Origin of the sequence: Sphingomonas pokkalii, assembly GCF_003096275.1 — a bacterium.
In the GTDB taxonomy this organism is placed as follows: domain Bacteria; phylum Pseudomonadota; class Alphaproteobacteria; order Sphingomonadales; family Sphingomonadaceae; genus Sphingomonas; species Sphingomonas pokkalii.
The window spans coordinates 1-13646 of record NZ_QENQ01000001.1; the positions used below are offsets into that span (position 1 = coordinate 1).

Sequence of the window (13646 nt, forward strand, 5' to 3'; positions counted from 1 at the left end):
GCCGCCGTCATCGCCGCCTCCCGCATCGCAACCGCAGACTGCTCCGCCGCCGCCGCCACCTCGCTCGTCTTCCCCAGCATCCCCCGCGCCGAAGACGATGTGTGCAGCGTCTGCCCCCGCAACGCCTCGCCCTCGCGCGACGCGCGCTCGACAGTCGCGCCGATCGAGTCGCGGAACTCGCTGGCCAGCAGGTCGCGCGCCATCTGCGCGCTATGCTCGCGATACATGTTGTAGATTTCGACGGTGATGTCCGCTTCCAGGGCGGAAAGCCGCATCAGCGTATCGACCAGTATCGGCATCCGCTGGTCCGCAGTGCCGATTCGCCGCACCAGGACGTCCAGCGCCGCGCGATCGCTCGCGCTGATCATGGAAAGCAGCGCCATCGGCGGAATTCCCGCCTGATAGGCAGCCGCAACCGATCGCTCGATGGATTCGACCCAGGTATGGCCGGCGGTATCGAGGAAGCGATTGCGCAGAAACACCGCCCCCAGTTCGATCATCTGGGCCGTATCGGTGGGCACCCAGTCGCGCTGGTCGGGGAAGCACCGCACCCATTGGTGCCAATAGGCCGCGGAGACCAGTTCGATTTCGGATTCGAGAATTTCCCAGCAATCACGACTGGCCTGCAGCAAAGATCCTTCAAAATCGAACACGCGCAACCGTGCTTGCGTATCGATCCGAGCACTCATCGTGCCGGATGCCGCAAGTGCCTGGGTCGATACCGAATTCGTCACACCATTATCCCTGGTACGCGCGCCCCCAGCAGGCCGCATCGACACAGCTATGTGGCGTGGGTGGTTAAAAGCCGGTTAGGAGGGTAAAGTCGTTGCCGCTTCGCAGCATCTTGCGCCCACCACCCGGCTGAACCTAAGGGCAATCCGTCTTGCATCCTCGTCCGGCGGGATTAAGGAAGCCCGCGTCGACCGAAAGGATTTATCGTTGGCCAACGTCCGCAACACGGCACGACCGCTGTCGCCGCATCTCGGCATCTACAAATGGGGACCGCACATGGCGGTCTCGATCATCCACCGCGCCACCGGCTCCGGCATGGCCACGGTCGGCACCGGCCTGTTCGTCTGGTGGCTGGTCGCACTCGCCTATGGCCCCGATGCCTATGCGTGCTTCCTCGACGTGTTCACGCTGCAGAGCGGCCAGCTCAACATCCTGGGCTATGTCGTCGGGATCGGGCTGAGCCTGTCGTTCTTCCAGCACATGGCTTCGGGCGTGCGCCACCTGTTCCTCGATGCCGGCGCGAATTTCGAGCTGCGCGCGAACAAGCGCAGCGCGCTCACCACCTTCGCGTTCAGCATCCTCGCCACCGCGATCTTCTGGGTCGTGCTTCTGGAGAAGGCCCATGGGTAACGGCACCCGGCTCGGTCGCGTCCGCGGCCTCGGCTCCGCGCATGAGGGCGCGGGCGAATGGTGGAAGCACAAGCTTTCCGCCGGATCCAATCTGCTGCTGGTGCTCTGGCTGATCGTCTCGATCGCCATCCTGCCGGCCTATGATTACGCGACCGTCGCCGGCTGGATCGCCCAGCCGCTGGTCGCCGTGCCGCTGATCCTCCTGGTGCTCAGCGTCACCTTCCACTTCCGTCACGGCCTGCAGGTCGTGATCGAGGATTATCAGCACGACGAAAGCCGCTTCGTGCTGCTGGTCCTGCTCGAATATTTCACGATCACCGTCCGCGTGCTCGCGATCTTCTCGATCCTGAAGATCGCCTTCACCACCACCGGAGTGGCTGCCTGATGTCCGCCGCCTACAAGATCATCGATCACATCTACGATACCGTCGTCGTCGGCGCGGGCGGCTCGGGCCTCCGCGCGGTGATGGAAGTGGCGCAGTCGGGCCTCAAGACCGCCTGCATCACCAAGGTGTTCCCCACCCGCAGCCACACGGTCGCGGCGCAGGGCGGCATCGCCGCCAGCCTCGGCAACATGGGTCCGGACCACTGGACCTGGCACATGTACGACACCGTCAAGGGCTCCGACTGGCTCGGCGACCAGGACGCGATCGAGTATCTCACCCGCGAGGCCCCGGCCGCGGTGTACGAGCTCGAACATGCCGGCATGCCGTTCAGCCGCACCGACGAAGGCAAGATCTACCAGCGCCCGTTCGGCGGCATGATGCAGAACATGGGCGAAGGCCCGCCCGCGCAGCGCACCTGCGCCGCGGCGGACCGCACCGGCCATGCGATGCTGCACACGCTCTACCAGCAGAGCCTGAAGTACGATGCGGACTTCTTCATCGAATATTTCGCGCTCGACCTGATCATGGAAAATGGCGAGTGCCGCGGCGTGATCGCGCTGTGCATGGAAGACGGCTCGATCCACCGCTTCCGCAGCCATGCGGTGGTGCTGGCGACCGGCGGCTATGGCCGCGTCTACCAGTCGGCCACCTCGGCGCACACCTGCACCGGCGACGGCAACGCGATGGTGCTCCGCGCCGGCCTGCCGCTGCAGGACATGGAGTTCGTCCAGTTCCACCCGACCGGCATCTACGGCGCGGGCGTGCTGATCACCGAGGGTGCGCGCGGCGAAGGCGGCTATCTCACCAACTCCGAGGGTGAGCGCTTCATGGAGCGCTATGCGCCGTCCGCCAAGGATCTCGCCAGCCGCGACGTCGTGTCGCGCTCGATGGCGATGGAGATCCGCGAGGGCCGCGGCGTGGGCAAGGAGAAGGACCATATCTTCCTTCACCTCAACCATATCGACCCGAAGATCCTGGCAGAGCGCCTGCCCGGCATCACCGAGACCGGCAAGGTCTTCGCCGGCGTCGACCTCACCCGCCAGCCGCTGCCGGTGGTGCCGACCGTCCACTATAATATGGGCGGCATCCCTACCAACTATCACGGCGAAGTCGTCCATCTGAAGGATGGCAACCCGGATGCGGTGGTCCCCGGCCTGTTCGCGGTCGGCGAAGCGGCCTGCGTGTCGGTGCACGGCGCCAACCGCCTCGGCTCCAACTCGCTGATCGACCTCGTCGTGTTCGGCCGCGCGACCGGCAAGCGGATCGTCGACATCCTGAAGCCCAACACTCCGCACCACCCGCTGCCGAAGGATTCGGAAGCGCTGGCGCTGGGTCGCCTCGACCATTTCCGCAACGCGAACGGCGGCACCCGCACCGCGCAGCTGCGTGCCGACATGCAGAAGACGATGCAGCGCCACTGCGCCGTGTTCCGCACCGAGGAGCTGATGGCCGAGGGCGTGGGCCACATGGAGCAGGTCTACAAGGGCCTGGAGGACGTGCACGTCAGCGACCGCTCGCTGATCTGGAACACCGATCTCGTCGAGACGCTGGAGCTGGACAACCTGCTCGGCCAGGCGATGGTGACGATCCGCAGCGCGATCAACCGCAAGGAAAGCCGCGGCGCGCACATGCACGAGGACTTCCCCGAGCGCGACGACGCGGAGTGGATGAAGCACACCATCGCGACGTTTGATGGCTGGGGCGGCAAGGGCGGCAAGACCGAGCTCGATTACCGCCCGGTCCACGACTACACGCTCACCGACGCGATCGACTATATCAAGCCGAAGAAGCGGGTGTACTGATCCCGCGGAGCGGATGGGTTCAAGAAGAGGCCGGGGCGGCGACGCTCCGGCCTCTTTTGTTTGGGGTGTACGGCAGCAACAGCCTTTACCGAACCCCGAACCGCGCACTCGCCAGATGGTGCGCATGGCAGATCGCCACGGCCAGCGCGTCGGCGGCATCGGCGCCGACGATCTTCACCCCCGGCAGCAGCCGCGAGACCATCGCATGGACCTGCTCCTTGTCGGCATTGCCGACGCCGACGACGGACTTCTTGACCGTGCTCGGCTTATACTCGCCCACGTCGATGCCGACCCGCGCGGCGGCGCACAGCACCACCCCGCGCGCCTGGCCGAGCTTGAGCGTCGACTGCGCATTGGAATTGACGAACACTTCCTCGACCGCCGCCGCCTCGGGCGCGTGATCGGCGATCAGCGCGGCCAGCATCGCATCGAGATGCGCGAGCCGGCGCGGCAGCGTGGCCTTGGTGTCGGTGACGAGCTTGCCATGCGCGACATGGCCGATCCGGTTGCCCTCGGCGCGGATGAGACCCCAGCCGGTAGTCCCCAAGCCAGGATCAAGGCCAAGAATGATCATAGATCCTCCCCGTCCCGGGGAGGAGCGAGAAGATCAACCCAGCTTCTCCATCACGTCGTCGGGGATCTCGTAATTCCCCCACACCGTCTGCACGTCGTCGTCATCGTCGAGCGCGTCGAGCAGCTTGAACAGCGTCGCCGCGTCGTCGGCGCCCACCGTCACCATGGTCTGCGGCCGCCAGGCGAGCTTGGCGCCTTCGGACTCGCCGAGCACCGGCACCAGCGCCTTGGCGACTTCGTGCAGGTCGCCCTGCGCGGTCCAGATCTCGTGGCCGTCCTCGCTGCTGGTCACGTCCTCGGCACCCGCTTCCAGCGCCGCCTCGAACACCTTCTCGGCGTCGCCGGCGCTCGCCGGATAGGAGATCAGGCCCAGGCGATCGAAGCCGTGGCTCACCGAACCGGCGGTGCCCAGGTTGCCGCCATTCTTCGACACCGCGGTGCGCACGTTGGTCGCGGTGCGGTTGCGGTTGTCGGTCAGCGCCTCGATGATCAGCGAGACACCCGCCGGGCCGAAGCCCTCGTAGCGGATCTCTTCATAGTTATCGCCTTCGCCCTTGCTCGCCTTGTCGATCGCGCGCTGGATATTGTCCTTGGGCATCGACTGCGCCTTGGCGGCGTTGATCGCGGCGCGCAGGCGCGGGTTCATGTCCGGGTCCGCCAGACCCATCTTTGCCGCCACGGTGATTTCGCGGCTGAGCTTGGAGAACATCGCCGAGCGCTTCTTATCCTGCGCGCCCTTGCGGTGCATGATGTTCTTGAATTTGGAATGGCCTGCCATGGTGAACCCGAACTGCCTGCGGTGTGGAGGAGGTGGAAAGCGCTCGCCTTAGCGCGGATGGCCGGCGAGCGCCATCGCGGGGCTCAGATGCCCAGCGCCTGCTTGTAGGTTTCGAGCAGCATCTCGGCCTCTTCGCGGTGATGCTTTTCCATCTTCCGCAGGCGGACGATGGTGCGCATCGTCTTCACGTCGAAGCCGGTCGACTTGGCTTCGGCATAGACGTCCTTGATGTCGTCGGCGATGCCCTTCTTCTCCTCTTCGAGGCGCTCGACACGCTCGATCAGGAGGCGGAGCTGCTCGGCGGAAATATTGTCGGACATGGGTGTTCTAGCTCCTGAAGCATGGGATCGGACAAAGCGCCGCGCGAGACTCGCGCCGGCCGGTTCGTCCGACAAGGATTACGGAATCAGGCGCGCCCTGTACGCCAGCCGGGCCCCGCGCTCAACCACCGTCCTGCGGGAAGACCTGCCGCTTGCCGCCCAGCTTGTGCACCACGCCGCCGCGCACCACCGTGTCGACCCGCTCCAGCACCGTCACGTCCTGCAGCGGATCGCCGGAGACCGCGATCAGGTCCGCCGCCTTGCCCGGCTCCAGCGAGCCGAGCTGGTCCTTGCGGCCCAGCGCATCGGCGGCATCCAGCGTCGCCGCGCGAATCGCGCCCGCCGGGGTGAGCCCCGCGCGCACCAGCAGCGCGAACTCCTTCGCATTCTCGCCGTGCCGCGACACGCCGGTATCGGTCCCGAACGCGACCTTCACCCCCGCCTTGATCGCCCTGGCGTGGCTGGCCGCCGCCGACGCCGCGGCTGCTTCGGCCTTGGGGATGGTCGCGGGCGGCAGCTTGCCGGCGCGGGCATTGGCGAGCGCGGTGACCGGCGCGATCATCGTCGGCACCAGCCAGGTGCCGCGCGTCTTCATCGCGGCGATCGTGGCGTCGTCGAGGAAGCTGCCGTGCTCGATCGAATCGGCCCCCGCCTCCACCGCGCCGCGCACGCCCTCCGCGGCATGGGCGTGTACCGCCACGCGCCGGCCAAAGGCATGCGCGGTCTCGACAATCGCCTGCATCTCCTCGTCGGTCATCTGCTTGCCGAGGCCGCCCGCGACGTTGGAGAGCACGCCGCCGGTCGCGGCGAACTTGATCACCTGCGCGCCCAGCCCGATCTGCTGGCGTACCGCGCGGCGGCAATCGTCCGGGCCGTTGCAGGTGTTGATCTGGTGATGGGCAACCGTGTCGGCAAATTCCTCGGCGAGCCCGTTGGTGCCGTCGCCATGCCCGCCCGAGACCGAGATCATGCGGCCCGCATTGACGATTCGCGGACCCGCAATCGCACCGCGCTCCACGGCGTCGCGCAACGCGCGAATCGCCCGCGGATTGCTGCCGAGATCACGGACCGTGGTAAAGCCGGCCTCCAGATCGCGCCGCGCGTCTTCGATGCCGATGACGAATTCGTCTGCTTCGTCCTCGGTCAGCGCATTCATCCGCTCCTTCACCGGGTCGCCCTCGGAGAAGAGGTGGACGTGCAGGTCGATCAGGCCCGGCAGCACGAACTTGTCGCGCAGATCGACCAGCGCCGCCCCCGCCTCGGGCGCGACGAAGCCGTCGCGGACCTCGGCGACCTTGCCGTCGCGCAGGATGAGGGTGCTGTTGCCGCGCGGTGCCTGGCCGGGCTTGTCGAGCAGCCGCCCGGCCTGGACATAGGTGACCTTGGAGGAAGACTGGGCAAGCGCGGGGACGGCCACGGAACAAGCCAGCGCGGCCAGCAACAAGGTCTTCAATTCCCGTCTCCCCCTTATCGCCCCCAACTCAGGCGTGAGGGTCGGTCATGCTGGGAGGATCACTGGCCGGAAAGCTCTCGTCAAGCGCCTCGTCGAGCGCGTCGTCTCGCCCCTCGTTCTTCTTCAGGCTCTCTTCCATGCGCGCCAGCTGCTCGGGCGTCGCTGCGCCCTGGTACTTCGCCTTCCATTCGGCCTGGTCCATGCCGTAGACGATTCGACGCGCATCGGCCTTGGCGATGCTCGGGTCCGCCTCGTGGATCCAGTCGCCCAGGCAGTTGCGGCAAAAGCCCGAAAGCCCCATCAGATCAATATTCTGGGCATCGTGCCGGTGCCGCAGATGGCGCACCAGGCGGCGGAACGCCTTGGCTGCCGTTGCGTCGTCCAGGCGATCAAGTTCATCCATTCCGCACCTCCGCAGTTGATGTTAACGCATTTGGGACTAGAGGCGGGCACGCACAAGCCGAGGAAGACAGTGATGACACAGGCGATCTCCCCCCGCTCGCGCAAGGTGCGCGTTCTGGCAACGCTGGGCCCCGCCAGCGCGTCCCCCGAAATGATCGAGCGCCTGTTCCGCGCCGGCGCGGACGCATTTCGCATCAATATGAGCCATGGCGACCAGGCCTCGAAGGTGCCGCTCTTCGAAGCCATCCGGGCGATGGAGAAGACCACCGGGCGCCCGACCACGATCCTCGCGGATCTCCAGGGGCCGAAACTGCGCGTCGGCAAGTTCGCCGAGGGCAAGGTGATGCTCGTCACCGGGCACCAGTTCACGCTCGATCGCGATCCCACCCCGGGCGACGCCACCCGCGTCGAACTGCCCCACCGCGAGATCTTCGAAGCCGCGCACCCCGATGCGCGCCTGCTGCTCGACGACGGCAAGCTGGTGCTGCGCGTGACCGATGTGGCGCATGACCGGCTGACCACGATCGTCGAGGTCGGTGGTCCGCTCTCCAACAACAAGGGCCTGAACGTCCCCGATATGGTGCTGCCGCTGGCAGCGTTGACGGAAAAGGACCGCAGCGACCTGAGCTTCGCCGTCGAGCAGGGCGCCGACTGGATCGCCCTCAGCTTCGTTCAGCGGCCTGAGGACCTGATGGAAGCCCGTCGCCTGATCGGCGGCAAGGCGGCCCTGCTCGCCAAGATCGAAAAGCCGAGCGCCATCGCGCGCCTCGACGAGATCATGGAGCAGTGCGACGGCGTGATGGTCGCGCGCGGCGATCTGGGCGTGGAATTGCCGCCGCAATCGGTGCCGCCGTTGCAGAAGCGGATCGTCGAGACCGCGCGCCGCCTGGGCCGCCCGGTGATCGTCGCGACGCAGATGCTCGAATCGATGATCGAGAGCCCGTCGCCCACCCGCGCCGAAGTGTCCGACGTTGCGACGGCCGTGTATGACGGCGCCGACGCGATCATGCTCTCGGCCGAAAGCGCCGCAGGCAAATGGCCGGTCGAATCGGTGTCGATGATGAACTCGATCGCCGATGCGGTGGAGCGCGATCCCGCGCATGGCGACCGCGTCCATTTCACCGTCACCAAGCCCGATCCGACGACCGCGGACGCGCTTGCCGAAGCGGCGAAGAACATCGCCAGCACCGTTTCGGCCGCGGCGATCATCTGCTTCACCAGCTCCGGTTCCACCGCGCGCCGCATCGCCCGCGAGCGTCCCAGCGTGCCGATCCTGGTCCTCACGCCGGAGCGCGACACCGCCCGTCGTCTGGGCCTGCTCTGGGGCACCCATGCGGTGAACACCCGCGACGTCGACTCGTTCGAGGAGATGGTCGCCAAGGCCAAGCGCATGGCGCTGCGCCACGGGATCGCCAAGGCCGGTGACCGCGTGATCGTCTGCGCAGGCGTCCCGTTCAAGACGCCGGGCTCGACCAATGTGCTGCACGTCATCACGATCGTCGGTGACGAACTCACCAATTACCAGGGCGCCGAAGGCAACTGAACCGGATGCCCCCTCTCCGCAGGGCGAGGGGGCAAAGCCCCGCTCCTTCCCCGCTCCTAGCCACCGGCCACAATCGGCGCCGACACGGTCGGACACCATCACGCCATCTCGTTTTAGAGCGTTTTCACCTTGGGCGAAGACGCTCTACGTTGTTGATTGCCGCATTTTCCGAGCCGTTGACCGTAAACGGTCAACTTGAAAATGCTTTAGGCGCCGTCGAACAGCGGCAGCTCCCCGGCCTCTTCCTCGCGCTTGTCGAAATTGGAGATGCTGACGCCTAGCAGGCGGATTCCCTTGGCGGCCGGCAGCACCGATCGCACCAGATGCAGGCAGGCGGCATGAAGCTGCCCGCGCGTCGCAATAGGCGCCGGATGTGTCCGGCTGCGAGTGACGATCTGGAAATCGGCATATTTCACCTTCACGGTCGCGGTGCGGGCGAGCATGCCGGTGCGCTCCACCCACTCCCATACCTCGTCGGCCTGGCCGAGCACCGCCGCTTCGATGTCCCCGTCCTCGCTGAGATCGCGGCTGAAGGTGGTTTCGGAACCGGAGGATTTCCGCTCGCGATTGGGATTGACGGGGCGCTCGTCGATTCCCCGCGCAATCTGATGATACCATTCGGCGCTGCTGCCGAAATGCTGTTGCAGGAACACGAGCGGCTTGGCCCGCAGGTCCGCCCCCGTCTCGATCCCCAGCTTGCGCATCTTGGCGGCGGTAACCGGGCCGATCCCATGAAACCGGGAGACGGGCAGCCCCTCCACCCAGGCGGCACCCATGTCGGGCGTGACCGCGAACTGGCCGTTGGGCTTGCGATGGTCCGAGGCGAGCTTGGCGAGGAACTTGTTGTACGAGACGCCCGCCGAGGCGGTGAGCCCTGTCTCCGCCAGGATGCGCGCGCGAATCTCCTTCGCGGTCGCCCAGGCCGTGCCGATCCCCCGCCGATCCTCGGTCACGTCGAGATAGGCTTCGTCGAGCGACAGCGGCTGGATCAGATCGGTATAGTCGGCGAAGATCGCATGGATCTGCTGCGAGACGGCCTTGTATACGTCGAAGCGCGGCCGCACGAAGATCAGGTCCGGGCAGCGGCGCACCGCGGTGACGGACGGGAGGGCGGAGCGCACCCCGAAGGTCCGCGCCTCGTAGCTCGCCGCCGCCACCACCCCGCGCGCCGCGGCCGATCCCACCGCCACCGGTTTGCCGCGCAATGCCGGATCGTCGCGCTGCTCGACCGAGGCGAAGAACGCATCCATGTCGATATGCAGGATCTTCCGGGTGGGCGGGGCGGCCATGGCGCGGATATACCGCCGGATGAACGAATAGGGAACAGCATTTCCTCCCCAAGTCATTGTGAAACCGGCGGGCAGGCGGCAAGAGCGGGCCATGCCGAATCTTGCTCGCCTTTTCGCGTTTCTGCTCGCCTGCGCTGCCCTGGCGCCGTCTGCTGGCGCCAAGACGATCCTGTTCGTCGGGAACAGCTTCACCTATGGCGCGAACTCGCCGGTAATGCGCTACCGCCCCGATCGGGTGACCGACCTCAACCGCGAAGGGGTGGGGGGCGTACCGGCGCTGTTCAAGACATTCGCGATGGAGGCGGGGCTCGACTGGCAGGTGAGCCTGGAAACGGCCGGCGGCCGGGATCTCGGCTGGCATTTCGCCAACCGGCGCGCGCTGCTTGATCGGCGGTGGGACGTGGTGGTGCTGCAAGGCTATAGCACGCTCGATCCCGATCGGCCCGGCGATCCTACCCGTCACCTCGCCGCCGCCCGCGCGCTGGCCGAGATGTTCCACCATCGTAATCCGGCGGCACAGATCAATCTGGTCGCCACCTGGTCGCGCGCCGATCAGGTCTATCGCCCCGGCGGCCACTGGCATGGCCTCCCGGTCGGCCGGATGGCCGAGGACCTGCTGGCGGCGAACCGGCTGGGATTGACGCCGCGATCGGGATTCCATGCTGTGCTGCCGGTCGGCACCGCCTGGAATCGGGCGATGCGCGAAGGTATCGCCGATCCCAATCCCTATGACGGCGTCGCCTTCGGCCAGGTGAGCCTGTGGACCTGGGACCAGTATCACGCCAGCGCCGAGGGCTATTATCTGGAGGCGCTGGTCGAGTTCGGCGCGATCACCGGCCGCGATCCGCGCAGCCTGGGCCCGCGCGAGCGCGCTGCCGAGGATCTGGGGATCAACCCGGAGGTCGCCCGGCGGCTGCGCGACGTCGCCGCTGCCGAGCTGGCGGCTCAGCGGGTCGGCGGCGCGCCGTAATAGTCGGGGGCGCCGTCGAGGCGCACATCGATCCGGTCGAGCAGGAAGCCGGGGTCCATCGCGAACACCTCGATCTTGTGGGCGCCGGCCGCGAGCAGGCCGAGGTTGAGGGTGCGTATTGCGGTGTTGGAGAGGACGTTGGCCTTCCACTCGTCGCTGCGGCCATGGGTCTCGTAATCCAGCACGGTGATCGCACCGCCGTCCACCCGCACGCCGATCCGGAGCTTGTTGGCGGAGGTGAGCGCATGGACGGGCAGGCCAACGATCTTGAGCTCGGCATCGCCCTTGTTGCCCAGCACGAAGGGCAGGACGAGCGGCGCGGTGGCATCGGCCTTGTCGCTGGAGGGAAGGTCGAGCCTGCTGCGCAGCACCGCGCCGCGTGAGCCGAGTTCGGCGATGCGTTCCCAGGGCGTGCCCGCGAGTTTCAGGTCCGCCGGGGTAAGCGAAAGGATGTGGTTCACCTCGGGCGTGGCGTCGCCTGCAGGGAAGGGTTGCAGCACCGGTTCCAGATAGACCATCGCGCCGTTGCAGCGGATCTTGCCCGCGGCGATCGGGCCCTTGCCGTCATACTTCACCGCGACGCGCATCGCATAGCCGTTGCTGGCATCGAGCCGGCCGGCACGGGCGGAAAGCTCCACCCCTTCCAGCCCCTCGACCGTCCAGTCGCTCACCGCGCCCTTGCCATACACCGTCATGAACCGCGTTTCCGGCTTGCCGGGGGCGAAGGCGAGCGCGCGGGCATCCGCACCGCAGGGGGCAACGGGGGCGAGATCGATCTTCGGATAGGGCGGCTCGGCGAAGACGGCGAGCTGGCGCGGTGCCATGTCCATGATGCCGCGCCACTTGCCGCCATTCTGGGCATTGTAGGCGGCGGTATCGGCGACGATCGTCTGGTGGGCGGCGCGGGCTTGCTCCGCAAGCGCATTGGCGCTGGCGCGACCCTGGCGGGCGTAGAGCGCGGCGAGATCGAGCTTCAGGTTGCGCTCGTTGAGCTTGGCCGCGCCGCGCACCGGGTACAGCACCAGCTGGAAGAAGGCGTCGCGGCGATCGGCGGGCATGGTCGCGGCGAGCGCCTCGGTCTTGTCGAGCAGCGCCTGATAGCGGGCGATCCGCGCCTGCGCCTCGTCGCCGCCGGTGCGGACATAGTCGCCGATGCGGATCGGGGTTTCGGGCTCGACCGTGCTGAAGCCCATGAACTCGGGCTTCCGCTCCCAGGCGAGGTCGTAATAGTCCATCAGCACATCGGCGACGGCGGGCCCCTGTGCGCCGAACTGCTCCTTCGCCCAATCGGCGAGCTGCGCGCGCACCGGCTTGTTCAGCAGTTTCGCATCGAAGGCGATATCGAGGAAATAGCTGGCCAGCACCTCGCCCGGCTTGATGTCGCCGACATTGACCACCCACAGCTTGCGCGTGCCGGTCGCCCATGCCCGGTCCAGCTGTTCGCGGATCAGGCCGGGATGGGTGGTCGCCAGCCACAGATAGTCGTGCGGCCGGCCCCAATAGCTGATGTGATAGTAAAGGCCGGAACCGCCCTTGCGCGCGCGCTCGGCGGCGGTGGGCAGCTGGCCGAGATAGCCGTAATTGTCCTCGGGCCAGACGAGCGTCACGTCCTCGGGCACTTTCAGCCCGCTGCGATAGACGTCGAGCACTTCCTTGTAGAGGGTGAGCACCTGCGGCACCTGGTCCGCCGGCTTGCCCTGCGCGGTGGCGAGCAGGCCGCGCTGCAGGTCGATCGCCTGGGTGGTGGCGGCGAGCGCCTGTTCGGGGCTCTTGGCGCCTTCCAGCGCCGAGTCGTGCTTGCCGCGCAGCCCGATCGTATAGACGTTCTCGAAGCCCTTCACTTCGTCCACGCGGCGGCGCCAATAGTCGACCATGCGGTCGCGGTTGGTGAAGAAGTTGAACGGGCCCTCCGCCTTCTCGTCCCACTCGCGGACATTGTTGCGCATCATCGGCTCGGCGTGCGAGGTGCCGACGACGATGGCATAGGCTTTCGCCATCTCGGCATTGCCGGGGATCTGGTAGAAGGGCTTGGTGCTCTCGTGCATCGCCGGCCAGATCAGATTGGCCTTGAGCCGCCACATCAGCTCGAAGACACGGGCGTAGGTCTTGGGGCCGATATCGCCGGTCTCGGGCTCGTAGGTCTTGGCCGCCCAGGGCTGGAGGCCCCAATCCTCGTCGTTGAGGAAGATGCCGCGATACTGGACCGAAGGCGCGTCGGAGAGCAGGCGGCGGCCGTCGACCACCAGCCGGTCGGCATGGCGCGGCGTCACGTCCGCCCACCATTCCCAGGCCGAGATGCCGATTGCGCGGCTGAGGTCGACCGTGCCCCAGATCGCGCCGCGCGCGTCCGATCCGGCGATCAGCAGATAGGAGCGGCCGGGATGCTGCTTCGAAGGGGCGAGAACGCGGACATAGCGCTCCCATTGGCCGTCGAGCGCGGTGAGATCGACCTTCGCATCGGCCGCCACCGCACGGACCAACGCCGAATCCTTCTGCCCGATGACCACACAGAGCGTGCCGCAAGCGGTAAGGTCGCCCGCCACCACCGGCGTCTTGCCCACGCGCTTCCCGATGTCGCGGGCGAGCAGTTCGCCGGCCAGTTTCGCCGAGCCGGCATCGTCATGGACGATGGCCGGGACCGTGCGGCCATCGAACAACACCGCTTGCTGCGCAGACGCGGCGGCCGGCGTTCCCAGCAGCAACACCGTGGCCCAGCCGGCCAGAGCCTGCGATCGACGCCCGTTCATCCTGCGATCCCCTCTTGTCACC

Annotated in this window: 12 protein-coding genes and 1 pseudogene; 5 read left to right on the top strand and 8 right to left on the bottom strand. The window is 67.0% G+C overall.

Annotation, left to right across the window (positions count from 1 at the left end; all coding sequences use genetic code 11):
- Positions 1 to 734, bottom strand: a pseudogene (locus DD559_RS00005) (methyl-accepting chemotaxis protein); the annotation flags it as partial.
- A 205-nt stretch (positions 735 to 939) separates the two neighbouring features.
- Between DD559_RS00005 and sdhC the strand changes: the two are divergent.
- From sdhC to sdhA, 3 genes are read left to right on the top strand one after another with little or no spacing between them, the layout of a single operon-like run.
- Entirely contained in the window at positions 940 to 1362 is a 423-nt protein-coding gene (gene sdhC / locus DD559_RS00010; RefSeq protein ID WP_116467385.1) for a succinate dehydrogenase, cytochrome b556 subunit, read from the top strand.
- Positions 1355 to 1747, top strand: coding sequence for a succinate dehydrogenase, hydrophobic membrane anchor protein (gene sdhD / locus DD559_RS00015; RefSeq protein ID WP_116467386.1), 393 nt, complete (start codon positions 1355 to 1357; stop codon positions 1745 to 1747). Before sdhC ends, sdhD begins: the two co-directional genes overlap by 8 nt.
- Positions 1747 to 3549: a succinate dehydrogenase flavoprotein subunit gene (gene sdhA, locus DD559_RS00020; protein WP_116467387.1), complete on the top strand. Its 1803-nt coding sequence runs from the start codon at positions 1747 to 1749 to the stop codon at positions 3547 to 3549. Before sdhD ends, sdhA begins: the two co-directional genes overlap by 1 nt.
- An 85-nt stretch (positions 3550 to 3634) precedes the next feature.
- On the opposite strand, the gene ruvC is transcribed toward sdhA, so the two are convergent.
- The 5 genes from ruvC to DD559_RS00045 form a co-directional block, all read right to left on the bottom strand.
- Entirely contained in the window at positions 3635 to 4123 is a 489-nt protein-coding gene (gene ruvC, locus DD559_RS00025; RefSeq protein ID WP_116467388.1) for a crossover junction endodeoxyribonuclease RuvC, read from the bottom strand.
- A 33-nt stretch (positions 4124 to 4156) separates the two neighbouring features.
- Positions 4157 to 4900, bottom strand: a complete 744-nt coding sequence (locus tag DD559_RS00030; protein ID WP_116467389.1) for a YebC/PmpR family DNA-binding transcriptional regulator — start codon at positions 4898 to 4900, stop codon at positions 4157 to 4159.
- 83 nt (positions 4901 to 4983) lie between these two features.
- Complete coding sequence (locus DD559_RS00035; protein ID WP_010543233.1) at positions 4984 to 5220, bottom strand: DUF2312 domain-containing protein; 237 nt, start codon at positions 5218 to 5220, stop codon at positions 4984 to 4986.
- 121 nt (positions 5221 to 5341) lie between these two features.
- Positions 5342 to 6673, bottom strand: coding sequence for a metal-dependent hydrolase family protein (locus DD559_RS00040; RefSeq protein ID WP_116467390.1), 1332 nt, complete (start codon positions 6671 to 6673; stop codon positions 5342 to 5344).
- Between the two features lie 28 nt (positions 6674 to 6701).
- Positions 6702 to 7076 (bottom strand): DUF1244 domain-containing protein, encoded by a 375-nt coding sequence (locus DD559_RS00045; protein ID WP_116467391.1) that lies wholly within the window; start codon positions 7074 to 7076, stop codon positions 6702 to 6704.
- Positions 7077 to 7148: 72 nt separating this feature from the next.
- Between DD559_RS00045 and pyk the strand changes: the two genes are divergently transcribed.
- Positions 7149 to 8618 carry a pyruvate kinase gene (pyk, locus tag DD559_RS00050; RefSeq protein ID WP_116467392.1) on the top strand — a complete coding sequence of 490 codons (1470 nt, stop codon included), beginning with the start codon at positions 7149 to 7151 and terminating at the stop codon, positions 8616 to 8618.
- A 206-nt stretch (positions 8619 to 8824) separates the two neighbouring features.
- On the opposite strand, the gene dinB is transcribed toward pyk, so the two are convergent.
- Positions 8825 to 9907, bottom strand: coding sequence for a DNA polymerase IV (dinB, locus tag DD559_RS00055; RefSeq protein WP_116467393.1), 1083 nt, complete (start codon positions 9905 to 9907; stop codon positions 8825 to 8827).
- Between the two features lie 91 nt (positions 9908 to 9998).
- Here dinB and DD559_RS00060 point away from each other — a divergent pair, with 91 nt between their 5' ends.
- Positions 9999 to 10877: a PEP-CTERM sorting domain-containing protein gene (locus tag DD559_RS00060; RefSeq protein ID WP_116467394.1), complete on the top strand. Its 879-nt coding sequence runs from the start codon at positions 9999 to 10001 to the stop codon at positions 10875 to 10877.
- Here DD559_RS00060 and DD559_RS00065 read toward each other — a convergent pair.
- The gene (locus DD559_RS00065; RefSeq protein WP_116467395.1) at positions 10853 to 13624 is read right to left on the bottom strand and encodes a glycosyl hydrolase 115 family protein; all 2772 of its coding nucleotides are present in this window, start codon (positions 13622 to 13624) and stop codon (positions 10853 to 10855) included. The genes DD559_RS00060 and DD559_RS00065 overlap by 25 nt on opposite strands.
- Between the last annotated feature and the right edge of the window lie 22 nt (positions 13625 to 13646).